The 24,442-nt window shown below is 72.5% G+C and carries 19 protein-coding genes; 11 read left to right on the top strand and 8 right to left on the bottom strand.

Annotation, left to right across the window (positions count from 1 at the left end; translation table 11 throughout):
- Window positions 1-137: 137 nt before the first annotated feature.
- From ABT034_RS13265 to ABT034_RS13255, 3 genes are all read left to right on the top strand, one after another.
- Entirely contained in the window at window positions 138-3,494 is a 3,357-nt protein-coding gene (locus ABT034_RS13265) for an AfsR/SARP family transcriptional regulator (RefSeq protein WP_351214431.1), read from the top strand.
- A 120-nt stretch (window positions 3,495-3,614) separates the two neighbouring features.
- Window positions 3,615-3,815, top strand: coding sequence for a hypothetical protein (locus ABT034_RS13260; protein WP_030216321.1), 201 nt, complete (start codon window positions 3,615-3,617; stop codon window positions 3,813-3,815).
- Window positions 3,816-4,004: 189 nt separating this feature from the next.
- A complete protein-coding gene (locus ABT034_RS13255; protein ID WP_351214429.1) occupies window positions 4,005-5,216 on the top strand; it encodes an acyl-CoA dehydrogenase family protein in 1,212 nt (403 codons plus the stop codon).
- Window positions 5,217-5,243: 27 nt separating this feature from the next.
- On the opposite strand, the gene ABT034_RS13250 is transcribed toward ABT034_RS13255, so the two are convergent.
- The 7 genes from ABT034_RS13250 to ABT034_RS13220 are packed head-to-tail and all read right to left on the bottom strand — an operon-like array spanning window position 5,244 to window position 10,912.
- On the bottom strand, window positions 5,244-5,537 hold the full coding sequence (locus ABT034_RS13250) for a Dabb family protein (protein ID WP_351214428.1): 294 nt from the start codon (window positions 5,535-5,537) through the stop codon (window positions 5,244-5,246).
- A complete protein-coding gene (locus ABT034_RS13245; RefSeq protein ID WP_351214426.1) occupies window positions 5,534-6,721 on the bottom strand; it encodes an aminotransferase class I/II-fold pyridoxal phosphate-dependent enzyme in 1,188 nt (395 codons plus the stop codon). Before ABT034_RS13245 ends, ABT034_RS13250 begins: the two co-directional genes overlap by 4 nt.
- Window positions 6,711-8,012, bottom strand: coding sequence for an MFS transporter (locus ABT034_RS13240; RefSeq protein WP_351214424.1), 1,302 nt, complete (start codon window positions 8,010-8,012; stop codon window positions 6,711-6,713). The genes ABT034_RS13245 and ABT034_RS13240 overlap by 11 nt, the downstream gene beginning before the upstream one ends.
- A 39-nt stretch (window positions 8,013-8,051) precedes the next feature.
- Entirely contained in the window at window positions 8,052-8,801 is a 750-nt protein-coding gene (locus ABT034_RS13235; RefSeq protein ID WP_351214422.1) for an SDR family NAD(P)-dependent oxidoreductase, read from the bottom strand.
- A 14-nt stretch (window positions 8,802-8,815) separates the two neighbouring features.
- Window positions 8,816-9,598 (bottom strand): SDR family oxidoreductase, encoded by a 783-nt coding sequence (locus tag ABT034_RS13230; RefSeq protein WP_351214420.1) that lies wholly within the window; start codon window positions 9,596-9,598, stop codon window positions 8,816-8,818.
- Complete coding sequence (locus ABT034_RS13225) at window positions 9,595-10,299, bottom strand: cupin domain-containing protein (protein ID WP_351214418.1); 705 nt, start codon at window positions 10,297-10,299, stop codon at window positions 9,595-9,597. Before ABT034_RS13225 ends, ABT034_RS13230 begins: the two co-directional genes overlap by 4 nt.
- Window positions 10,280-10,912 (bottom strand): type 2 periplasmic-binding domain-containing protein, encoded by a 633-nt coding sequence (locus tag ABT034_RS13220; RefSeq protein ID WP_351214416.1) that lies wholly within the window; start codon window positions 10,910-10,912, stop codon window positions 10,280-10,282. Before ABT034_RS13220 ends, ABT034_RS13225 begins: the two co-directional genes overlap by 20 nt.
- 504 nt (window positions 10,913-11,416) lie before the next feature.
- Here ABT034_RS13220 and ABT034_RS13215 point away from each other — a divergent pair.
- From ABT034_RS13215 to ABT034_RS13180, 8 genes are all read left to right on the top strand, one after another.
- A complete protein-coding gene (locus ABT034_RS13215) occupies window positions 11,417-12,331 on the top strand; it encodes an oxygenase MpaB family protein (RefSeq protein WP_351214414.1) in 915 nt (304 codons plus the stop codon).
- Window positions 12,313-14,628 carry a serine/threonine-protein kinase gene (locus ABT034_RS13210; RefSeq protein ID WP_351214412.1) on the top strand — a complete coding sequence of 772 codons (2,316 nt, stop codon included), beginning with the start codon at window positions 12,313-12,315 and terminating at the stop codon, window positions 14,626-14,628. Before ABT034_RS13215 ends, ABT034_RS13210 begins: the two co-directional genes overlap by 19 nt.
- Window positions 14,629-14,696: 68 nt before the next feature.
- A complete protein-coding gene (locus tag ABT034_RS13205) occupies window positions 14,697-16,253 on the top strand; it encodes a phytoene desaturase family protein (RefSeq protein WP_351214410.1) in 1,557 nt (518 codons plus the stop codon).
- Between the two features lie 211 nt (window positions 16,254-16,464).
- Window positions 16,465-17,499: an L-threonine 3-dehydrogenase gene (gene tdh, locus ABT034_RS13200; protein ID WP_351214408.1), complete on the top strand. Its 1,035-nt coding sequence runs from the start codon at window positions 16,465-16,467 to the stop codon at window positions 17,497-17,499.
- A 3-nt stretch (window positions 17,500-17,502) separates the two neighbouring features.
- Window positions 17,503-18,702 (top strand): glycine C-acetyltransferase, encoded by a 1,200-nt coding sequence (locus tag ABT034_RS13195; RefSeq protein ID WP_351214406.1) that lies wholly within the window; start codon window positions 17,503-17,505, stop codon window positions 18,700-18,702.
- An 80-nt stretch (window positions 18,703-18,782) separates the two neighbouring features.
- Window positions 18,783-19,691: a LysR family transcriptional regulator gene (locus ABT034_RS13190; protein WP_351214404.1), complete on the top strand. Its 909-nt coding sequence runs from the start codon at window positions 18,783-18,785 to the stop codon at window positions 19,689-19,691.
- A gap of 71 nt (window positions 19,692-19,762) precedes the next feature.
- Window positions 19,763-20,986 (top strand): glycosyltransferase, encoded by a 1,224-nt coding sequence (locus ABT034_RS13185; RefSeq protein ID WP_351214664.1) that lies wholly within the window; start codon window positions 19,763-19,765, stop codon window positions 20,984-20,986.
- Between the two features lie 123 nt (window positions 20,987-21,109).
- Window positions 21,110-22,273 carry an esterase-like activity of phytase family protein gene (locus tag ABT034_RS13180; RefSeq protein WP_351214402.1) on the top strand — a complete coding sequence of 388 codons (1,164 nt, stop codon included), beginning with the start codon at window positions 21,110-21,112 and terminating at the stop codon, window positions 22,271-22,273.
- 56 nt (window positions 22,274-22,329) lie between these two features.
- Here ABT034_RS13180 and ABT034_RS13175 read toward each other — a convergent pair whose 3' ends face one another.
- A complete protein-coding gene (locus tag ABT034_RS13175; RefSeq protein ID WP_351214400.1) occupies window positions 22,330-24,345 on the bottom strand; it encodes an exo-alpha-sialidase in 2,016 nt (671 codons plus the stop codon).
- Window positions 24,346-24,442 lie beyond the last annotated feature (97 nt).

Genomic DNA, 24,442 nt, shown 5'->3' with positions numbered 1-24,442 from the left:
CCCATTGTCGAACCCGCGCCCCGCCGACGCCATGGCGATGACACGGCGTGGCGCGAGTTCGCCTCGGCCGGGCGGGAGGTCTCCGGTACGGGGGAAATACCGGGGGGCCAGGGTGGCCGGCGGGGCAGAATGGGCCGGTGCAGCCGTCCTACCGTGTTCTCGGTCCGTGCCAGGCCTTCCGTACCGACGACGGGACGGAGGCGCACCTCGGCGGCGTCAGGCTCCGGGCCCTCCTGACCGCGCTCGCCGCGGCGGGTGGGCGCGTGGTGAGCCCCCGCGCGCTGATCGACCAGGTGTGGGCCGCCGACGCCGGCCCCGCTCTCGCCGAGGACCGCGACCAGGACCGTACGGCGGCGCTCCAGGCCCTCGTCGGCCGACTGCGCCGGGCTGTGGGCCGGGACGCGGTGGAGTCGGTGCCCGGCGGGGGCTACCGGCTTGCCGCCGAGCCCGACGCCGTCGACCTGTACCGCTTCGAACGCCTCGCCGCGGAGGGAGCCGCCGCCCTCGCCGCAGGGCACGCGGCGAGCGCCGCCGACCTGCTCGACGAGGCCCTGGGGCTCTGGCGCGGCCCCGCCCTCGCGGACCTGCCCGGCCGGGACGCCGACCCCCTGGTCGTACGGGTCGAGCAGCGGCACACCCGGGCGCGGCGCGACCGGCTCGCCGCCGACCTGACCCTCGGGCGGGCCGACGAGGTCCTCGCGCCGCTCGCCGCCCTCGCGGCCGGGCAGCCGCTCGACGAACCCCTCCAGGCCCTGCGGATCCAGGCCCTGCGCGCGGCGGGACGGCCCGCCGAGGCCCTCGCCGCGTACGAGGAGGTACGCGCGGGCCTCGCGGACCGGCTGGGCACGGACCCGGGGCCCGAACTGCGCTCCCTGCACGCCGAAATCCTGACCGACGGGACACCGCCCCCGCCGCCGGGAGTCCCGTCCCGCGCGCCCGCCCTGCCCGCCCGGCTGACCTCGTTCATCGGCCGGGACGGGGAACTCGGCGCGCTCGCCGCCGCGTGGGACGACCGGCGGCTCGTCACGCTCACCGGCCCGGGCGGCGTGGGCAAGACCCGCCTCGCCCTGGAGGCGGCCGAGACGTACAGCGGCCCCGTCCATCTCGCCGAACTCGCCTCCGTACGCGAGGGGGCCACGGTCGCCGCCGCCGTCCTCAGCGCGCTCGGGGCACGCGAGACCCACCTCTGGCACCGCCCCGCCGCCCCCGGGACCGGCCCCGACGACTCGTTCGCCGACCTCGTCGAGCACTGCGCGGGGCGGCGGATGCTGCTGATCCTCGACAACTGCGAGCACGTGATCACCGAGGCGGCCGAGCTCGCGCAGGCCCTCCTCACGCGCTGCCCGGGCGTGACCGTGCTCGCCACGAGCCGGGAACCGCTGGGAGTGCCGGGGGAGGTGGTGCGTCCGCTGGGGCCGCTGCCGATGGCGATGGCGCTGCGCCTCTTCGGGGAGCGGGGTGCGGCGGCGCGTCCGGGGTTCGCGATCGGCGAGGACCCCGAGGCGGCGGCGGAGGTGTGCCGCCGTCTCGACGGGCTGCCGCTGGCCATCGAGCTGGCCGCGGCCCGGTTGCGGCTGCTGTCGCCGCGGCAGATCGCGGACCGCCTCGACGACCGGTTCCGGCTCCTGACCTCGGGCGCGCGGACGGTGCTGCCGCGCCAGCAGACCCTGCGGGCGGTGGTGGACTGGTCGTGGGAGCTGCTCGACGGGGCGGAGCGGGCGGTGCTGCGGCGGCTTGCGGTGTTCACGGGGGGCTGCGACCCGGAGGCGGCGGAGGGGGTGTGCGCCGACGCTCCGGGCCGGGACGGACAGGCCGGGCGGGACACCGCGGACGTACTGCACGTGCTGGGCGCCCTTGTCGACAAGTCGCTGGTCGTGGCGTCGCCGGGACCGGGACCGGGACCGGACGGCCGGGGGATGAGGTACCGGCTCCTCGAGACCGTCGCGGAGTACGCCGGGGAACGGCTCGACGAGGCCGGGGAGCGGGCCGGGACCGAGCGGCGCCACCTCACGTACTACCGGGAGCTCGCTCGCCGCACCGACCCCGAGCTGCGAGGGCCGGGACAGGTCACCGCCATCGCCCGCCTTGAGCGCGAGCACGACAACCTGCGCGGCGCTCTACGGACGGCCCTGGCGCTCGGCGACGAGCAGGAGGTGCTCTGCCTCGTCCACTCCCTCAGCTGGTTCTGGCAACTGCGCAACCACCAGATCGACGCCAGGACCTGGGCCGCGGAGTCCGCCCGCCTCGGACCCGACCCGTTCCAGAAGCCCGTCCGCCGCGCCGAGCCGTTCGACGGCCGGTGCACGGACGTACCGCCGCCGTGGACCGGCGAGCGGCTCCTGGAAGCCCGGCGCGGCGGCCACCTCTACGCGCTCGCCACCCAGGGCGGCCAGGGCGCCGCCGCGCTCGAACACCCCGAGACCCGCGCCCGGCTCGACGCGCTGGTCTCCGCGTACCGCCCCGGCCTTCCGCAGACCTGCCGCCAGCCGGGGACGATGTGGCACTTCGCACGGCTCATGACCGGGGAACTCCCGAGCCTCGACGCGGCCCTCACCTCGATCGTCGACGCCTGCCGCGCCCACGCCCCCGGCTGGGACCTGGGCTTCGCCCTCCTCATCCGGGCCAAGCTGATCGGACACGGCCCCGCCGACGCCGCCGAGGCCCTCGCCCTCTTCGAGGCCGCCGCGGACGCCTGGGGCATCGCGGAGTCCCTCGCGGCCCGGGGCGAGGCGTACGACCGCGCCGGCCGGCTCGCCGAGGCCGCCGCCGACTTCGAACGGGCCGCGGACGCCGCCGCCCGTGTCGGCGCGCGCTCCCAGGTCCCCGTCTTCACCGCCCGCCTCGCGGCCGCCAGGCTCAGGCTCCGTCCGGACGGGGACCCGGCGGCGGAACGGCTCTTGACCGAGGCCGCCGACGAGGCGGGGGAGTGGGGTGCCGAGGCCGCGGGCTCCGCGCGGATGCTGCTCGCCCAGCACTACGGCGGCACCGGCCGCACCGACCTCGCCCGCGCGCAGCTCTCCCTGCTCGAGGAAGAATTCGGGGACGCGACCCCGGCCCTCTTCTGGGGGCTCGTCGGCGGGATGTGGGCGTGGCTGGACTGCGTGGACGGCGGCCCGTACGACCGGGCGGTGCGGCGTCTCGCCCGCGCCGCCGCGGAGGTGGAGACCCTCGCCCACCTGGTCGCCCCGTACCTCCTCCTCGTCCAGTTCGCGACGGGTGCGTGGGCGCTCGCGGGGCGGGGCGGACCGGGCGACGCCGAGACCGGCGCCCGGCTCCTCGGCGCGTACGACGCCCACGCGGGCTCCGCGGTGGACGGCGGCTTCCGCCCCTTCAGCCCGGAGACGGAGGCCCTGATCAGGACCCGCGCCGAGGAGGCGGTCCGCGCCTTGCTCGCCCCGGCGACCTACGCCCACCACCACGAGGAGGGCGCCACGCTCTCCCTCCGGGCGGCCGCGGAACTCGTCCGCGGCGGCGGGGAGACCGGGGGCGCCTGACCACGGCCCCGCCGGGCCTCGCGCGTAGGGCCCCGGTCACGGCCCACAGCGTCGCCCGGATGCGGTCCGGGTGGTCGGACACGAGAATGGCCAGTGCCGGAAGAACACGTAGGAGGCGGCATGAACGCTGAGCCCGACAAGACGTCCCTGGGGGACTTCCCGACGCCCGACCGGTTGCTGCACGCCGGGTCGGAGGGCGAGTTCACGGCCGAGGACCTGGTCCTCGCCTCAGGCCGTGACGTGAATCCGAAGAGCCTCGCCTGGGCGGAACGCCGTATGGCGGAGAAGGGTCGCGCCTCCATGGACGAGCTCCTGCCGTAGTCCGACCGGGCCGGGGCATCCGCCCCTGCCCACCCCGTCGGCCCCGGTTCGGCAGCCCCGAGCCGGGGCCGCGGGCCGCCCGGAGCCGTTCCGAGGCGTCCCGTACCGCCCCGAGGCTTCCGCATTTGTGGAACACGTTCTACCGTGGCCGCCGTCGCGCGTCGCAGGACCGCCGCCACGGGAGGCCCCATGCACCTCGAGTACACGCCCGCCCAGAACCGCCTGCGCGCCGAGCTGCGCGCGTACTTCACCGAGCTGGTCCCGGCCGACGTCCACACCCTCCCCCCTAGCCTCAAGGGCAGGGGAGGTGCCCCCGTCGCGGACCCGGCCGCGCAGAAGCGCTTCTACCGCGAGACCGTGCGACGGCTCGGCGCCGACGGTTGGCTGGGGGTCGGCTGGCCGACCGAGTACGGCGGCCGCGGGCTGACCGCGATGGAGCAGTTCATCTTCTTCGACGAGGCGGCGCAGGCGGGCGTACCGCTGCCCCTCATGGCCCTGAACACGGTCGGGCCGACGATCATGCGGTACGGCACCGACGAGCAGAAGGCGTACTTCCTGCCCCGGATCCTCTCCGGCGAGATCGACTTCGCCATCGGCTACAGCGAGCCCGACGCGGGCACCGACCTCGCGGCCCTGAAGACCCGTGCGGTACGGGACGGGGACACGTACGTCGTCAACGGGCAGAAGATCTGGACCACCAACGGCGACACCGCCGACTGGGTCTGGCTCGCCGTCCGCACCGACCCCGACGCACCGCCCCACAAGGGCATCACCATGCTCCTCGTCCCCACGGCCGACCCCGGCTACTCCTGCACCATCATCAACACCCTCGCCTCGCACGACACCACCGCCAGCTACTACGACGACGTCCGGGTCCCCACCTCCCGCCGGGTCGGCGAGGAGAACAAGGGCTGGCGCCTGATCACCAACCAGCTCAACCACGAACGCGTCACCCTGGCCGCCCACGGCACCATGGCGATCCGCGCCCTTCACGACGTGCAGCGCTGGGCCGCCACCACCCCGCTCACCGACGGCCGGCGCGTCATCGACCTGCCCTGGGTCCGCCGCGCCCTCGCCCGCACCCACGTCCGGCTCGACGCGATGAAGCTCCTCAACTGGCAGATGGTGAGCGCCGTCCAGCACGGCACGCTCACCCCCCAGGACGCCTCCGCCGTCAAGGTCTACGGCTCCGAGGCCCGCCGCGACGCCTACGCGTCCCTCATGGAGGTCGTCGCCGCCGCCGGCGCCCTCAAGGAGGGCTCGGCGGGCGCGGTCCTCCGCGGCGAACTGGAACGCGGCTACCGCTCGGCCGTCATCTTCACCTTCGGCGGCGGCAACAACGAGATCCAGCGCGAGATCATCTCGTGGATCGGCCTGGGCATGCCCAGGGTCCGCCGCTAGGACGGACCGGACACCGACCGGTAGGAGTCAGTCCTCGACGTCGACGACGACCCAGTCGCTGATCTCGCGCCACAGCCGGACCGACTCCTGATGGAAGGGGTGCACGATGTACCGGTCGACCGCTTCCATGTCGTCCAGGAGCCCCTCGGCGAGGAAGTCGTAGGCGATCTCCCTGGGGGAGACGTTGCGCCCGTGGCGCCACGCGCGGAGCTCGGGGACCTCACCGCCCACCTGGGCGGTGGAACGTTCCGCCTCCACGGCGCGCGGGTCGTTCCAGTCGACCCCGGGCTTGAACTTGAACAGCACGACATGACGTATCACGGAGCATCTCCTGCGCATGGGTGAGGGCGGAACGCGGACAGTCGGGCGACGGCTTCCCGGAGCCGTTCCTCCGGCGCGAGCAGGCTCACCCGTACGTAACCCTCGCCGTACGCCCCGAACCAACGGCCGGGCGCCACCGCGACCTTGGCCCGGGTCAGCAGCTCGTCGGCGAAGGCGACGGACCCTCCGCCGCCGGGTATCGGCAGCCAGGCGAAGATCGACCGAGGTACGTCGATCCGCCAGCCGGCCTCCCTCATCCCGGCCACGAAGACGTCCCTGCGGCGTTGGTAGATCCCCGTCAGCTCCCGGACGCAGTCCTGCGGGCCGGACAGGGCCGCGACGCCGGCCCGCTGGATGAACGGCGGGAGCGAGACGTAGTAGTGCTCCTGGATGAGGTTGATCGCGGCGACGACGTCACGGTTGCCGACCACGGCACCGATCCGCCAACCCGCCATGTTGAACATCTTCGACAACGAGATGAACTCGACGCCCACGTCCTTGGCGCCTTCCGTCGCCAGGAACGAGGCCGGGACCTGTCCGTCGAAGCCCAGGGCCCCGTAGGCGAAGTCGGACGCCACGATGACGTCGTGCTCGGCCGCGAAGCGGACCGTGTCCTCGTAGAACTCCGGTGGCGCCGTCACCGAGGTGGGGTTGTTGGGGTAGTTGAGGAACATGAGCTTGGCCCGTTCGCACGTCGCCGGGTCGAGCGCGCCGTAGTCGGGCAGGAAGCCGTTCTCCCGCAGGAGCGGAAGGGGGTGCATATGGGCCCTGGCGAGGACCACGCCCGCCCAGTAGTCGGGGAAGGCCGGGTCGGGCATCAGACAGACGTCGCCCGGGTTCAGGAAGCACTGACTGATCTCCACCAGTCCGGCCTTCGCGCCGAACAGGATCGCGACCTCCGTCTCCGGGTCGAGCCGGACCTGGTGGTTCGCCTCGTACCACTGGGCGATGGCGGCCTTGAGTTCGAGCAGTCCCGAGAAGGACGGATACCGGTGCGTTCCGGGGTCGAGCACCTCGCGGCGCAAGGCCTCGACGATGTGCGGCGGAGTGGGCAGGTCGGGATTCCCCTGGCAGAGGTTGACGACGTCCTCACCGGCCCCGACGAGCTGGTCGATCCTGCCCACGGTCGTCGCGAAGGAACTCCTGGGCAGATCGAGGAGCCGTCGCGCGAACTCAGTCTTCATATGCCGCAACTCCCGCCTCGCGCGCCCTGTCCTCGTCCTGTCCCCTGTCTTTGTCCCTGTCCCTGTCCCTGTCCCTGTGCCTGTAGACCCACGCGCTCAGGCCGAACGCGACGAGCGTGATCCCGGCGCAGACATAACCCACGGCGGAGAACCCGTACGCCGTGAACAGTGGGCCGAGCAGGGCCGCGCCGAGGGCCACGCCGAGGTTGGTCGCGAGGCTGTAGAAGGCCAGGACGGTGCCGCGGTGCTGCGCCGAACACTCGCTCAGCAGCGTGCTGAGCAGCGTGACGACCAGGCTCTGCATCGCGCCCCACAGGAACAGGCAGACGACGAGCAGCGGCGTCCACCCGGTGACGAGCGGGATGGCCACAAGCGCCGGGACCAGCCCGGCGAGAAGGGCGACCAGCACCCTCTCCTTGCCCAGCTCGTCGGCCCACCTGCCGGTGAGGAAACTGGTCGCGAACCCAAGCCCGTAGAGGAGGATCATGACGCCGGTCATGGAGCTTCCCGAGCCGAACCGGTACTGAAGCGCGCTGCCGAGGAAGGTGTACATCCCGTAGAAGGCGAACATGTTCAGGAACGTGGCCAGCACGTACACGGACACCTTCGGCCCACGGAGCGCCTGGGCCGCCGATCGCACCCAGCCCCGCTCCGACGGCTCCGCGGCCTTCCCCGACGGGGCCGGCCCGCCCTCGGCGCCCGCGGGCTTCCCGCCACCGAACAGGAGCAGGACGAAGACGACGAGGGCTCCCAGGATCGCGAGCAGCCCGAAGGTCCAGCGCCAGCCCGCCCATTCCCCGACGAAGGACCCCATCGGCACGCCGAGGACGAGCGAGATCGACCAGCTCGACACGAGGATGCCCATGGCCCTGGCACGGTGCTGGTACGGAATCCGGTCACCGACGAAGGCATAGGCGGTGGGGACGAACGCACCTGTCGCGAGTCCGGCCAGCACCCTGCCCGCGAAGAACATCCCCGGGCCCGTGGCGGACGCGCACAGGAGGGTGCCCAGGACGAACATCACCATCCCGGCCACCAGGCTGAGCCGGCGCGACACCCGGTCCCCGAGCGGAGCGAAGAGCAGTGCGCCGACCGCCGTACCGATGCCGTAGACGCTGACCGACAGCGCCATCAGCGCCACCGTCGCGCCGAAGGACTCGGCCATGTTCACGAGCAGCGGTGAGACCACCAGTTCCTCGGAACCGACGGCGAAGATCCCCGCCATCAGCGCGAGGACGGTCAGGACGGGAAACCCCTGCGGGCGCTCCTCGTCGGTCGATCGGTCCGACACTCCAGCCAACCTTTCATTCGTGCATGGGGAACGGGACGGCTAGATGGCCGTGTAACCGCCGTCTACCGTGAGCGCGCTGCCCGTGATGAACGACGACTTGTCCGAAGCGAGGAACAGGATCGCGTTCGAGACGTCCTCCGGCGTTCCCAGGCGTCCGATCGGATTCAGTTTCGCCTTCTGTTCCTTGATCTCGGCATCGTGTCCGTTGGACACGTCCGTCATCGGGGTGTCGATGATGCTGGGGCAGACGCAGTTCGCCCTGATGTTGTACCGGGCGTAGTCGACGGCGAGGGATTTCGTCAGCATCATCACTCCCCCCTTGGTGGCGTTGTAGGCGGCGATACCGGGCCAGGCCACCAGACCGCTCACGGAGCAGACGTTGACGATGACTCCGCTCGTCACCGCGATCATCTCGCGCAGCGCGTGCTTGGAACACAGGAACATGCTCTTCAAGTTGGTGTCGACCAACCTGTCCCACTCGAGCTCCGACATCTCGTGGAAAGGAGTGGTTATCTCGATGCCCGCGTTGTTCACCAGGACGTCGAGCCTGCCGTAACCGTCGACGGCAGAGGTGATGAGGTTCCTGCAGTCCGCCTCGACCGTCAGATCCGTCGGTACGAAGACGGCGTCGTGTCCGTCGCTCCGGAGCGCGGCGACGACCTCGGCCCCGCCCTTCTCGTCGATGTCCGCGACGACGACCTTCGCGGACTGCCGCGCGAAGTCGATCGCGGTCTGCCTGCCGATCCCCGACGCGGCGCCGGTGACGACGACCACCTTGTCCTCGAACATGAGCAGGTCTCCTCTCACACGCATGTCAGTTGACCGCCGTCGACCGAGATCTGCTGCCCGGTGACGTAGGACGATTCATCGGATGCCAGAAAGCCGATGAGGGCGGCGACCTCGTCGGCCTCTCCCGGCCGGTCTATCGGGATCGCCTCGCGCAGGCGCTCCTCCGCCTCCTGCCGCGACATGTCGCCGGCCCGGCTCATATGGGCGACGGCGTTGTCGTAACGCTGGGTTCGGATGACCCCGGGGTGCACACAGTTCACGGTCACGTGGTGTCTCGCGTACTGATTCGCCAGGTACTTGCCGGCATTCGAGACGGCCGCGTTGACCAGACCGGAGAGAAACATGCCGGCGGCGGGTTCCTTGCCGATGTTGCCGACGATGTTGACGATCCGGCCGAATTCGTTGCGGATCATCACCGGGGCGACGGACTTGATCAGATCGAGGTACGGGACGAGTTTCTGATCCATCGCGGAACGTATGTCGTCGACCTGGATCTCGTCGAAATACCCGGGCGGCGGGCCCGGCGCGTTGTTGACCAGGACGTCGATCCTGCCGAAACGGCTCTCGACGTCACTCACCAGTTCCTCACGGAAGGAACGTGAGGTGACATCGCCCGGGAGGACGTACGTGGTCTGCCCGCCGTGACGGGTTTCCGCGTGCGATGCGGCGGCGACCTTCTCCAGGTCGTGGGAACTGCGCGCGCACAGGACGGTCGTGTACCCCTTGGCGCTCAGGTGCAGTGCGGTCGCCCTCCCGATGCCGCGGCCTGCGCCCGTGATGATCGCTACCCGGGTCACCGCGTCCCCTGCTCGGCTTCCTGCTGGGGAACCCGGTGGTACCGCGGCGGGATGAAGATGTTGAGGGAGCGGGCCAGGCCCTCATGGGGATTCGCGGCACCGTGCCCTTCCTGGCTCCCGCAGAAGTAGGTGGCGCCGAATTGCAGCTCGTGGCGCGTTCCCTCGACCGTCATCTCGTACCGACCGTCCAGGCACGTCCCGATCTGTTCATGGGAGTGCTTGTGGTACGGCATCTCGCCGCCGCCGGGGATGTCGGCGATCATCAGCTCGATCCAGTCGGCCAGGAAGAAGGTGACGTCCATCTTGACGAACTTGCGCGATTCGAGCGGTTCGAGGAAGTAGCCGCTCGGCGCGGGGTAGGACTCGCCCGGCTTGGAGCGCCTGATCTCCAGGAGAACGGCTTCGGCCGAGGTCGTGTTCGCGACCGAGAGCCCGATGCCGGGAGGGGCGACGTACACGTCGTGCTCGGGCTCCATCGGTTTCGTGACGTCTCCGACCGTCGCGGTGACCTCGCCGCGGATGACCATTCCGACGTGCGCTTCCCGCCGGGATGCGTCGCTCCGCAGGACGGCCCCGGGGGCGATGAAGAGGAGCCGTACCTCCGTGTCCTCGCGCCGGTAGGACTCGATCCGGATGCCGTCGTCGTGGAGCGCGACGCCGGGAGCCGGGAAATAGGGGTGCTCACGCACTTCCGCGGTCATTGAGATCCTTCCTCCGTGCGAAAACCGTCCAGGTCATGGGGATCCGTGAAAACCTGTAGACGAACTTCAGGTTGTATTCCTCGACCGCCTGCTCGTTCGTGAGAGCGATGTTGTACAGACCGCTGGCGACGTGGTCGGCGGCCTGGCTCGTGGAGCTGACGGTGGCCAGTTTCACGGGACGGTCGAAGTGGTGGCGCAGCATGGGAACGGGAGCCGGGTGAGTGGCTACGACCTCGGTGCTGAGCAGTTCTTCGTCGAAGGAGAAGTCGGTCCGTGCGGCAAGGCCGTACTCCGGCGTGCTCCCGTGGAAGAGGCTCACCGGCTCCAGTGCCGGATGCATGTAGAAGGCGTTGATGTACGCGTACGCGTGGGGTACCAGCGCCAGATCGATGCGGCCGCCGACGAGCGCCTCCATGCACTGCTCGAAGGTGTCCTTCAGGACGATCCGGCAGGATTCGGGGTCTCCGACGCAGTGCAGCATCAGTCGTGCGATGTGCTCGCTGCTGGTCCCCTTCGGACCCAATGTCCCGATCGCGACGCGCTGTGCGGCGTCGGTGGGAATGAGCGCCATCAGTGCCTGTTTTTCACTGTCAGGAATTCGGACTGTATCCATGTCTCGACCCCTCTATGGCGTCGGCACTCATGGGTGAACGGTGCCGGCCGTGGCGCTTTGCCCTGGTGATCTTGAGCTGGAGTGAACCCTAGGACCCCGTCGGACGGGCAATCAAGAGTGACCATGAACTGCCGTCAGGTCACGGCTGATTCTTTTCGGAACGGTCGATTCGTTTCGCTCTCGTTTCGGGCGAATTAAACGAGTCGGATGGCGCGATGGCGCCGGTCCTTTTGTTGCGTATGGTCGGCTTGGGCCGGGCTTCGAGTCGAGACGCGTGACCGGCCGGCGTATACGGAGAGTCCCGGGGCACCGCCTACGATGGCCCTCCCCCGGCCTCCGGAACCCCCTCCCCGGCGCTCCCACCCCCGCATGGTTGGCGGGATCATGCCAGTCCGCGTGTCGCGAAGACGGCGCCCCCGGGACTATGGGCGGCCTTCGACAAGGGGCTGTTACGGGCTCACGCGGTCTGTTCGCGCTCCGTGCGCCCGGCGTAGCCTGAGCGCCATGACGCAGGATGCCGACCCCGGGCTCTTCGGTCCCCGCTCCGTCACCTGGCAGCTGCACAGCGACCCCGTCATGTGGCTCGCGGGCGTCCGCGCCCTGTGGCTCCAGGCGTTGCACCCCGTCGCCGTCCGCGGCGTCATGATCAACAGCAGTTTCCGTCAGGACCCCTGGGGCCGGCTCATGCGGACCGCGAGCTTCGTCGGCACCCTCAGCTACGGGACCACCGAAGCCGCCGAGGCGGCCGGCGCCCGCGTGCGCCGGATCCACCGGCTGCTCGGGGTGGACGACCCCGAACTGCTCCTCTGGGTGCACTGCGCCGAGACCGACTCGTACCTCTCCGTCGCACGGCGCTCCGGCATCCCGCTCACCGACGCCCTCGCCGACCGCTACGTCGACGAACACCGCGTCTCCGCCCGCCTCGTCGGACTCGACCCGGCCACCGTCCCGGGCTCCACCGCCGAACTCGCCGCCTACTTCGACGCCGTACGCCCCCGGCTCACCTGCGGGCCGGACGCCCGCACCGTCGAGGACTTCCTCCGCAGGCCGCCCGTGAAACCCGCCCTCATACCGGCGCGCGAGGTGATCTGGCGGCGCGTCACCGCGCTCGCGTACGACACTCTGCCCCCCCACGCCCACGCGCTCTACGGCCGCCCCGCCCCACCGCCGGAGACCGTCACCCGGCGGCTCGTCGCGACGGCCGACCTCCTCCGCCGCGTCCCCGCCCACCTGCGCTGGCGCCTCCCGCCCGGGCACATCATCCGCGCCATGGACCGGCTCGGCCCGCAGACCCGGCCCGACCCTTACGCGTACCCCGCCCCGTACCCACTGTCCGAACCGGCGTCCATACTGGAGGAGCCGGGGAAGGCGCAGAAAACCGACGGGGGCGGCAGCACACGATGGGGGACTCCAGACTGATCCAGGGCCGGTACCGCCTGCACGAGGTCATCGGCCGCGGGGGCATGGGCGAGGTGTGGCGCGCCACCGACGAGGCGCTCGGGCGCGGGGTCGCCGTGAAGTGCCTCAAGCCGCTCGGACCGCAGCAGGACCCCCATGTCCTCACCGTGGTGCGCGAGCGGTTCCGGCGCGAGGCCCGGGTGGCCGCCGCGCTCCAGCACCGCGGCATCACCGTCGTGCACGACTTCGGCGAGGACGACGGCGTGCTCTTCCTCGTCATGGAGCTCCTGGAGGGGCGCAACCTCAGCCAGCTCCTCGCCGCGAACGCCCAGCACCCGCTGCCCGTCCAGGACGTCGTCGAGATCGCCGACCAGGTCGCCGACGCCCTCGCCTACACCCACGGCCACGGCATCGTGCACCGCGACCTGAAGCCCGCGAACATCATGCGGCTGCGCGACGGGACGGTGAAGATCTGCGACTTCGGGATAGCGCGCCTCGGCGCCGACATGGGCTTCACCTCCCGCCTCACGGGGACCGGCATCGCCATGGGCACGCCCCACTACATGTCCCCCGAGCAGATCGGCGGCGGCGAGATCGACCACCGCAGCGACCTCTACTCGCTGGGGTGCGTGCTGTACGAACTGGCCACCGGCGCCCCGCCCTTCGACCTCGGCGACTCCTGGGCGATCCTCATCGGGCACCGGGACACGATGCCGCGCCCGCCCCGCGCGCACCGCGCCGAGCTGCCCGACTACTTCGACCGGATCGTCCTCGACCTGCTCGCCAAGGTGCCCGAGGAGCGGCCGGCCGACGCGGGCGACCTGCGCCGCCGGATCGTCTCGGGGCGGGTCCCGCCGTCCTCCCTCGCGCCCACGGTCGGCCTGCCCCTCCCGGGAGGCACCCCCGTCCCGGGGCCGGTTCCGGGTCTCGTCCCGGGGCCGAGCGCGGGTCCGGGTCCGGCCCCTGGGCCGGGCGCTGCCGCCGGCACCGCCACCGGCACTCCCGATCCGGCCCACGCGCCCGCGTGGCTCCAGGGGATCACCGGAGGGCACCGGCCCGCCGACGCGGGCGGCGTGCCGCGTCCGGTCGCCCACGACCCCGCCGCGGCCGTGCTCACCACCGAGTGGACCACCGCGGGCCCCGCCCCCGACGTACCCGCCCTGGACGCACCCGCGTACGCCGCTCCCTCCGCCGAGCTGATCGCCGTGCTCGCGGGCCGGTACCGAGCCGGGATGGGCCTCGGTCGCCTCGGCCGCTGGGGCGAGGCCGAGTCCGTGCACCGGTCCGTCGCCGAGCACCGCGCGGCGGCCCTCGGCGAGGACCACCCCGACACCCTCGCCAGCCACTACGAGGTCGGCTTCGCCCTCGCCCGGCTCGACCGCCCCGCCGACGCCCTGCGCGTCTTCGACCGGGTCGCCGCCACCCGCGCCCGCGTCCTCGGCGAGGACCACCCCGACACCCTGGCGGCCCGGCAGGAGCGGGCGTACGCCCTCGGACGTCTCGGACGGCACCCGGAGGCGTACGAGGTGTACGTCACCGTCCTCGCCGCACGCGAGCGCACCGTGGGCGCCGACCACCCCGACACCCTGCGCTGCCGGCACAACCTGGCGTTCACGCTCGGCCGCCTCGGCCGCCTGGAGGAGTCGTACCGTACGGCGCACGAGGTCGCCGAGGCCCGGGCCCGGCTGCTCGGCGAGGAGCATCCCGACACCCTGGTGACCCGGCACGAAGTGGCGTACACCCTGGGGCGGCTCGGCCGAGGACAGGAGTCGCTCGCCCACTACCGCGCCGTCGCCGACGGCCGCGCCGCCGCCCTCGGCCCCGACCACCCGGACACCCTCGCCGCCCGCTACGAGACCGGCGTCTGCCTCGGGCGGCTCGGCCAGGCCGCCGACGCCCTGGAGGTGTGCCAGGACCTCGTCGCGGCCCGCACCCGCGCGCAGGGCGCCGACGGGCCCGAGACCCTGCGCGCCCGCCACGCCCTCGCCGTCAACCTCGGCCGGCTCGGCCGCTGGCCGGAGGCGCTCGGCGAGTCCGAGAGCGTCCACGCCGACCGGGAGCGGGTCCTCGGCCCGGACCACCCGGACACTCTGCTGAGCCGCCGTGAGACCGCCGTCGCCCTCGGCCGGCTCGGCCGCTGGAGCGAGGCGCTCGAGTCGCACCGCGCGATCGCCGCCGCCCGCGCCCGACTCCTCGGCCCCGCCCACCCCGACACCGTCGCGGCCCTCGACGACGAGGCCCACTGCCTGGAGCGCCTGGGCCGCCACGCCGAAGCGGCCGCCCTCCTCCTGAGAGCGGCCACACCACCACCGCCCTGACCCCGCCACCCCTGGGACCCGGTCCGCCGTCCCCTTTCCCGGTTCGGCGCCCCGTGTGAGCATGAGCCATGACCGCTTCCGCACCGTCCGCCGCCGCCCGTTCCTACGACGCCGTGGTCGTCGGAGGCGGTCACAACGGCCTGGTCGCCGCCGCCTATCTGGCCCGGGCCGGCCGCTCCGTGCTCGTCCTGGAGCGGCTCGGTTCCACCGGTGGCGCCGCCGTGTCCACCCGGCCCTTCGCCGGGGTCGACGCGCGGCTCTCCCGGTACTCGTACCTCGTCTCGCTCCTCCCCGAGAAGATCGTGCGCGAGCTCGGGCTGCGGTTCGCCGTACGGAAACGGTCCGTCTCCTCGTACACCCCGAAGGGCGACGGAGGCCTCCTCGTCGGCGGCGGCCCCGACCGCACCCGCGCCTCCTTCGCCGCACTCACCGGCTCCGACCGCGAGTACGAGGCCTGGCAGGGCTTCTACGCCCGCACGGGCCGGGCCGCCCGCCGCATCTTCCCCACCCTGACCGAACCCCTGCCGACCCGCGCCGCGCTCCGGGACCGCGTCGACGACGCCGACACCTGGCGGATGCTGTTCGAGGAACCCCTCGGCGCCACCGTCGAGCGGACCTTCGCCGACGACCTCGTCCGCGGGGTCGTCCTCACCGACGCCCTCATCGGCACCTTCGCCGACGCCCACGATCCGACGCTCCTCCAGAACCGCTGCTTCCTCTACCACGTCATCGGCGGCGGCACCGGCGACTGGGACGTGCCCGTCGGCGGCATGGGCGCCCTCACCGACGCCCTCGCCGACGCGGCCCGCGCCGCCGGCGCCGACCTCCGTACCGGTCACGAGGTCACCCGGATCGAGACCGACGGGACCCGCGCCGCGCTCACCTACCGCACTGCCGACGGCGAGGGCACCGTCGAGGCGGCCCACGTCCTCGTCAACGCCTCCCCCCGCGACCTCGCCGCCCTCCTCGGCGAGACGCCCCCGCCTGCCCCGGAAGGTGCCCAGCTCAAGGTCAACATGCTGCTCACCCGGCTGCCGAAACTCCGCGACCGCTCCGTCGACCCGCACGAGGCCTTCGCCGGCACCTTCCACATCGCAGAGGGGTACGGTCAGCTCGCCACCGCCCACGCCGAGGCCGCCGCCGGCCGGCTGCCCTCCGCCCCGCCCTCCGAGATCTACTGCCACTCCCTCACCGACCCGACGATCCTCGGCCGCGAACTCGCCGCCACGGGCCACCAGACGCTCACCCTGTTCGGGCTCCACACCCCCGCCCGGCTGTTCACCGCCGACAACGACGGCACCCGGGCCGCGCTCCTCGCGGCCACCCTCGACCAGCTCGACGCCCATCTGGACGAGCCGATCGCCGACTGCCTCGCGCTCGACGCGGACGGCCGGCCCTGTGTGGAGGCGAAGACTCCGCTCGACCTCGAACGCGAACTGCGCCTGCCCGGCGGCCACATCTTCCACCGCGACCTCTCCTTTCCGTACGCGGAGGAGGGCGCGGGCCGCTGGGGCGTCGAGACCCGGCACGCCAACGTGCTGCTGTGCGGAGCGGGCGCGATCCGGGGCGGGGGAGTGAGCGGTATCCCCGGCCACAACGCGGCGATGGCGGCCCTCGGCCGGTGACGTCAGGCGCCTTCGCGCGAGGCCTCTCCGTTCGGCCGTGTCGACCGCGCTCCGCCCCCGCCCGGGGTGTGAAGCTGATCTGCGAGCGCGCTTAAGAAATCCTCGATGGACCGCGAGCGCTCCGTAAGGAAGATTCTCTTCCAGGGATCTTGGGTACGCAGCCGTGCCCGCACCCCCACATCACAGGACACGCACGTCGGGAGCCGTGGCATTGAAGGCGTTGGTCAAGCTGAAGGCGGAGCCGGGACTCTGGCTCACGGACGTGCCCGAGCCGGAGACCGGCCCCGGAGACGTACTGATCCAGGTCAAGCGGACCGGTATCTGCGGCACGGACCTGCACATCCGCTCCTGGGACGGCTGGGCGCAGAAGACGATCGCCACGCCCCTGACCGTCGGGCACGAGTTCGTCGGCGAGGTCGTCTCCGTCGGGCGTGACGTCGAGGACATCGCCGTCGGCGACCTGGTCAGCGGCGAGGGCCACCTCGTCTGCGGCAAGTGCCGCAACTGCCTGGCCGGGCGCCGCCACCTCTGCCGCGCCACCGTCGGCCTCGGCGTCGGCCGGGACGGCGCCTTCGCGGAGTACGTGGCGCTGCCCGCCTCCAACGTGTGGGTGCACCGCGTCGCCGTCGACCTCGACATCGCCGCGATCTTCGACCCGTTCGGCAACGCCGTGCACACGGCGCTCTCCTTCCCGCTGGTCGGCGAGGACGTCCTCGTCACCGGCGCGGGCCCGATCGGCATCATGGCCGCCGCCGTCGCCAAGCACGCCGGCGCCCGCAACGTCATGATCACCGACGTCAGCGAGGAACGCCTCGCCCTGGCGCGCAAGACGGGCGTCACCCTCGCCCTGAACGTCGCCGAGCAGACCATCGCCGACGGCCAGCGCACCCTCGGGCTCAAGGAGGGCTTCGACGTCGGCCTGGAGATGTCCGGCAACCCGCACGCCATGCGCGACATGGTCGCCAACATGACCAACGGCGGCAAGATCGCCATGCTCGGCCTGCCCAGCGAGGACTTCGCCGTCGACTGGGCGAAGATCGTCACCTCCATGATCACCGTCAAGGGCATCTACGGCCGCGAGATGTTCGAGACCTGGTACGCGATGTCGGTGCTCCTGGAGGGCGGTCTCGACCTCGCCCCCGTCGTCACCGGCCGTTACGCGTACACCGACTTCGAGGCCGCTTTCGACGACGCGGCCTCCGGCAAGAGCGGCAAGATCATCCTCGACTGGACTGCGGGAGCCTGACCCATGTTCGATTCCGTACGCGACGACATCCGCACCACCCTCGACGAGATCCGGCAGGCCGGGCTCCACAAGCCCGAGCGCGTCATCGGCACCCCCCAGTCGGCCACCGTCGCCGTCACCTCGGGAGGCCGCCCCGGCGAGGTGCTCAACTTCTGCGCCAACAACTACCTGGGCCTCGCCGACCACCCCGAGGTGGTCGCCGCCGCCCACGAGGCGCTGGACCGCTGGGGCTACGGCATGGCGTCCGTCCGCTTCATCTGCGGCACGCAGGAGGTGCACAAGGAGCTGGAGGCGCGCCTGTCGTCCTTCCTCGGCCAGGAGGACACGATCCTCTACTCCTCCTGCTTCGACGCCAACGGCGGCGTCTTCGAGACGATCCTCGGCCCCGAGGACGCCGTCATCTCCGACGCCCTCAACCACGCCTCGATCATCGACGGCATCCGCCTCTCCAAGGCCCGCCGCTTCCGCTACGCCAACCGTGACATGGCCGACCTGGAGCAGCAGCTGAAGGAGGCTACGGAGGGCGGCGCCCGGCGCAAGCTCATCGTCACCGACGGCGTGTTCTCCATGGACGGCTACGTCGCCCCGCTCGACGAGATCTGCGACCTCGCCGAGCAGTACGACGCCATGGTCATGGTCGACGACTCGCACGCCGTCGGCTTCGTCGGCCCCGGCGGCCGCGGCACCCCCGAGCTGCACGGCGTCATGGACCGCGTCGACATCATCACCGGCACCCTCGGCAAGGCCCTCGGCGGCGCCTCCGGCGGTTACGTCGCCGCCCGCGCCGAGATCGTCGCCCTGCTGCGCCAGCGGTCCCGCCCGTACCTCTTCTCGAACACCCTCGCCCCGGTGATCGCCGCCGCCTCCCTCAAGGTCCTCGACCTCCTGGAGTCCGCCGGCGACCTCCGTGACCGGCTGCGCGCGAACACCGAGCTGTTCCGGACCCGGATGACGGCGGAGGGCTTCGACATCCTCCCCGGCGACCACGCCATCGCCCCCGTCATGATCGGTGACGCCTCCGAGGCGGGCCGCATGGCCGAACTGCTCCTGGAGCGCGGTGTGTACGTGATCGGCTTCTCGTACCCGGTCGTGCCGCAGGGCCAGGCCCGGATCCGCGTGCAGCTCTCCGCCGCCCACTCCACGGACGACGTGAACCGCGCCGTCGACGCCTTCGTCGACGCCCGCGCCGCCCTGCGCGGCTGAGACGGGGGCGGCCCCAACCTGCGCGGCCGGACGGCGGCGGGCAGGCACGGGCCGGCCTCGCGGCCTGCGAGACTAGGGGCATGATCGAAGCGCGGCGGTTGCACATCCTCCGTGCGGTGGCCGACCACCGCACGGTCACCGCGGCGGCCGCCGCGCTCTACCTCACCCCCTCCGCCGTCTCCCAGCAGCTCGCCGCCCTGGAGCAGGAGACCGGCCACCGCCTGGTGGACCGCAGCGCCCGGGGCGCCCGCCTCACCCCGGCCGGCGAGATCCTGCTGAGCCACGCCAACGCCGTCCTCGCCCAGTTGGAGCGCGCCGAGTCGGAACTCGCCGCCTACAGCTCCGGTGACGCCGGTACGGTCACGGTCGCCGCCTTCGCCACCGGCATCGGGCTCGTCGTGGCCCCCGCCCTCACGGCCCTGTCCCGCACCGCGCCCGGCATCCAGGTCCGGGTGCGGGACGCCGAGGGTGACGAGAGCCTCCTCATGGTCCTCGACCGGCAGGTGGACGTGGCCGTCGCGGTCGAGTACCGGGGCGCTCCCGGCGAGGACGACGCCCGCCTCACCCGGGTCCCGCTGTACGCGGAGCCCTTCGACGCGGTCCTGCCGCCCGGCCACCCCCTCGCGCACGGCGAGCGGGTCGCGCTCGCCGACCTCGCCAAGGACACCTGGATCGGCCAGTCCAGCGGCAACCCCTGCCATGACGTGACGGTCCTGGCCTGCGAGTACGCGGGGTTCACGCTGCGTCTCGAGCACTCGTCCGACGACTTCCGCGCGGTCGTCGCCCTCGCGGCGGCGGGCGCGGGCGTGGCGCTCGTGCCACGCTCGGCCCTCCGCGGCGTGGAGCTCGCGGGCGTGGAGGTCCGCCCGATCGACGGCGTCGCCCCGACGCGCAGGGTCTTCGCCGCCGTCCGGCGCGGCGCGGAGGGCCACCCCCTGATCAGCCCGGTACTGACCGCTCTCCGCACGGCCTCGGAATCCGGCGCCTAGGAGCCGTCGAGGGTCGAATACGTCGGCGTGGCGCCCGGGTGGGCCACACTGGCCGGGTGCGAATCGTGATGATGACGGCGGGGTCGCGGGGCGATGTCGCGCCGTACACGGGTCTCGGCGCCGGGCTCGTACGGGCCGGGCACGAGGTGACGTTGGCCGCGCACGCGGTGTTCGAGCCGCTGGTGGCCGGTTCGGGGGTGCGCTTCCATCCCCTGCCGGTGGATCCCCGGGCCGAGTTGCACTCCGAGCGGGGCCGACGGCTGCACGGCGCGAGGACCGGTGCGGGCAAGCTGGTACGCCTTGTGTCCATGGCCCGGGAGGTGGCCGACGAGCTGACCGGGTCCTTGGTGGAGGCATCGAGGGACGCCGACGTCCTGCTGATCGGCGGGGCGCTCGGGCCACTCGGGGACGCCATCGCCGAGGGCCTGTCGGTACCGTCCGTGGGCCTGCACCTGCAACCGCTGCACCCCACCGGCGAGTTCCCCGCCCCGATGCTGGGGACGCGGCCGCTGGGCACGGTGGGGAACCGGCTGAGCGGACACGCCGTCATGACCTCGGTGGAGCTGGTGTTCGCCCGTTCCGTACGGTCGTTGCGGCGCCACGGCCTCACAGTGGGGGACCGGTCCCGAAGCCGCCGGTCCCGGAGCCGCCGGGCACGCCCGGTGCTGCACGGCTACAGCGAACTCGTCGTCCCCCGCCCCCGGGACTGGCCCACCGGGGTCGACGTGGCCGGGTACTGGTGGCCGCACGACACCGGGCGGCTCTCGCCGGAGCTGGAGGACTTCCTCGCCGCCGGGCCCCCGCCGGTCTTCGTCGGCCTGGGGAGCGCCACCGTACCCGGCCCCGAGCGGGCGAGCCGGGACATCGTCGCCGCCCTGCGGGCGGTGGGGGTACGCGGCGTCGTCCAGCGGGGCTGGGCGGGGCTGAACGCCGAGAGTGAGGACATCCTGACCGTCGGCGACGTGCCGCACTCACTGCTGTTCCCCCGGATGGCAGCCGTCGTCCACCACGCGGGCGCGGGCACGACCGGCGCCGTCCTGCGGGCCGGAGTGCCCACGGTGCCCGTACCGGTCCAGTTCGACGCCGCCTTCTGGGCGTCCCGGCTGACCGCGCTGGGAACGGCCCCCGGGGCGGTGCCGCTGCGCCGCCTCACCTCCGGCGCCCTGGCCGGCGCCCTGCGCCGGGCGACCACGGACGCCTCCCACCGCGAGCGCGCCCGCGCGCTGGCCGACCGCCTGGCCGCCGAGGACGGCATCGCGCCGGTACTCGCCGTACTCGACCGGCTGGAACGCTGAACCCCTCCACCTCGGGCTGATCATCCGACGGATGGTCCAGAAGGTGGGGAAGCGGCCCGATCACGGGAGGAATACCCGTGTGGGTGACTGTGGGACGGGGGTGGGCGGGCCATGATCACCGGCATGAGTGCCTCCTTGATCTACCGCGCCTGTGCCGCGGCACTGCTCATGACGTCCACGCTCGCTCCCGTGGCGGCTGCCGCCCCCCAACCCGGCGGCCCTGGACCGGAGTCGGGGCACGCGGTGCAGGCCCGCCTGCTCGGCGAGAAGATCGTCCCGCACAAGTTCGATTTCCTGGGCACCACGGTCGGCGGCCTCTCCGGCGTCGACCGCGACCGGTGCACCGGCGAGTACGTGTTCATCAGCGACGACCGCTCCTTCCTCCAGCACGCGCGCTTCTACACCGCGCGGCTGGACGTCGACGCCGACGGCGTGCACTCCGTCGCCTTCACCGGAACCCGGCCCTTCCGCCAGGCGGACGGATCGGTCCACCCCTCGCCCGCCCTCGGCGACGGCAAGGCCGTCGACCCGGAGGAGATCCGCGTCGACCCGCTCGACTGCCGCTACTGGTGGGGGCAGGAGGGCGACCGGCCCGCAGTCACCGGACCGCCGGTGATCCAGCCGTCCATCGAGATCTCCGACCCGGACGGCGCCCACCGCGGCAGCCTGCGCCTGCCGGAGAACTACACGATCACGGCGGACCGCGGACCGCGCCGGAACCAGGCCGTCGAGGCACTCACCTTCGGAGCCCGGGGCAAGATGGTCACCAGCGCGGTCGAGGGCCCGCTGCTCCAGGACGGCCCGGTGCCGGACCTGACGCACGGCGCGCTCGTCCGCGTCACCCAGCAGACCCGCGGCGGCCGGGTGCTCGGACAGTTCGCGTACCCCATCGAGAAGATCTTCGCCGAGTCCGACCCGGACAGCCCCTGGGGCCCCGACACCGGCGTTCCGTCCCTCCTCGCCTTCCCCGACGACCCCGACCGCTACCTCGTGCTCGAACGGACCTGGGTCGCCGGCTCCGGATACAAGATCCGCCTGTACGACGCCACCACACGGGGCGCCACCGACGTACGGGCGGTGGACGCCCTGGCAGGACAGCGCGTCGTCCCGATGCGCAAGAAGCTCGTCGCGGACTTCCACACCCTCGGGCTGTCCACCGTCGACAACACCGAGGGCATGACCTGGGGACCGGTCCTGCCGTCCGGCGAGCGGACGTTGATCCTCGTCAGCGACGACAACTTCGACAAGGACGCGGTCACCCAGATCGTCGCCCTCGCCCTGCGCTGAACGAACAGCGGGGTCGGCCCGGTGACCGGCCGGTCCTGCCCCGAGGGCCAGCGGCTCTACCAGATGGTGGAGAAGCCGAGCCGGAGACGTTCGTCCTCGGTGGCCACGTCGAGCGAGCCGCTCTTCACCAGGGCGGCCTCCTCCGGGGTCAGCGCGCCCCGGAAGAGCCGTACGTCGTCCAGGGTGCCGCGGAAGAGCTGCGCCACCCCGGGCGGCTGGTTGGGGAAGTCGGGCCGGGCGCCGATGTGGATGTTGAACTCGGCGGCGGGGGTGACGTTCCTGTCCGCCGCCGTCGTCCCCTGCGGCATGACGGCGGTGGCCGGAGCGCCCCCGTCCACCGAGAGGCCGAGGGTCAGGCCTTCGCGGGTGAACACGACGTGGTGCCATGAGCCGTCGTTGTACGAGGAGGGGAGCGTCACCTCGGTGGAGCCGATGTCCGTGCCGACGGTGGCGCGCAGCACGCCGCCCGTTCCGGGTTCGGCCCGGACCGAGAAGTGCCGGCCCTTCTTCAGCGGGTCGGTGCCCGGCATCCCGTACGCCCACACGATCGGCAGCGTGCCGGTGGTGGCCGAGTGCCGGAACCACGCCGTGACGGTGAAGTCCTGGTCGCCGACCCGGAGGGACGGCGAGCAGACGAGGCGCAGGTAGTCGTCCGTACCGTCGAACTCCATGGCCTTGCCGCTGAAGCGCGTACCGAGGACCGCCCCGCCGTGGATGACGGCGTGGTTGCCGGCCTCGCCGGGTGCCCGCACGCGGGTGTCGGCGGTACGGGGGCGGCGCAGCTCGGTCGCGGCGGCGTCCATGTCCTTCTCGGTGAAGGCCGCGAAGACGAGGTTGCCGTGCGGGATGTTTCCGGCCGTCTCGTACAGGATGCCGAGGGAACCGTCCGGCAGCACCGTCAGATCGGAATAGCCGGTGCGGGCCGCCGAGACCAGGGTGCCGACGGTCTTCCAGGTCCTGCCCTCGTCGTACGAGGAGCGGACCGCCAGTTCACGCCGGTCCTCCAGCGGGTTCGGGCCGAGCCGCGAGGGCCCCGAGTAGAGCAGGCGGTCGGGCTTGCCGTCGATGTCCTGCGCGTGCAGCCGCAGCAGTGAGCCGAACGTCGGGGAGGTGTCCAGGTTGGCCACGGGGGTGAACGGCGCGGCGAAGGAGGCGCCGCCGTCGGCGCTCGTGGTCTTCAGCCGGTGCTCGTTGGTGGCGCAGCGGGTGGGCTCCGAGTTGCGCGCGTTGACGTACACGGCGCCGTCGGTGGTCTGGGCGACCGTCAGCTCGCCCGGGTACGCGCCGGCCTTGCTCACGGTGGCGGTGGCGCCGAGCTTCCAGGTCAGGCCGCCGTCGTCGCTGTAGTACAGCTGGCCGCCCCCGGTCGTGTCGCCGCCCGCCGTGTGGTCGCCGGGCACGATGAGGCGGCCCTTGTACGGCCCGCGTTCGAGTTGGATGCCGTGGCCGGGGCCGGTGGACACCCAGCCCCATCCCGGGGCCTTCAGCTGCGGCAGTGCGACGCTGGGGGACCAGGTCAGTCCGCCGTCCGTGCTGTGGACGGCGTGGACGGCGCGGGGGAAGCCCTCGCGCTTGGGCTTGGCCGCGTCACGGTTCCAGTCGCTGCTGGAGTACAGCAGGGTGATCCGCCCGGTGGCGGCGTCCACGACAGGGGCGGGGTTGCCGTGCGCGAGGGCGTCGCCCGCGCCGACGACGACCTGGAGCTCCTCCCAGTGCGCACCGCCGTCGAGGGACCTCCTGAGCACGATGTCGTTGTCGCCGACGTCGTGGCAGCCGGTCGTCGTCAGCCGCGTCCGGCCCTCGGCGAAGGCGAGGAGGACGCCGCCCGTGCTGGTGACGACGGCGGGAATCCGCGTGCAGAAATAGTTCTCGCGCGCTTTGAACGGTGTGTTGAGCACCTGAGTCGTGAGCGACGCGGTGGAGGAGGTGGGTGCCGTGGAGGCGGTCGCGCGCGTCGACGGCGTGACGGCGAGGAGGGCCGCGGCGAGGACGGCGAGGGAGAGCGCGCACAGCCACGCGGACCGTGCGAAGCGGCGCGCGCCCGGTGGACGGCGCTCGGACAGGGACGACACGAAGGAACACCTCGTTACGAAGGCGAAGGGCAAGGGAGGCGGCGAGGGTGAGCGGTGAGGGGCGGGGGAGCGGCCGGGCCTGGAGGCGGTCGTGCCG

This window comes from Streptomyces sp. NPDC002773 (assembly GCF_040295605.1).
Taxonomy (GTDB): Bacteria; Actinomycetota; Actinomycetes; order Streptomycetales; family Streptomycetaceae; genus Streptomyces.
Note: the sequence above shows the minus strand (reverse complement) of the source record. Positions and strands in the feature narration are given on the sequence as shown.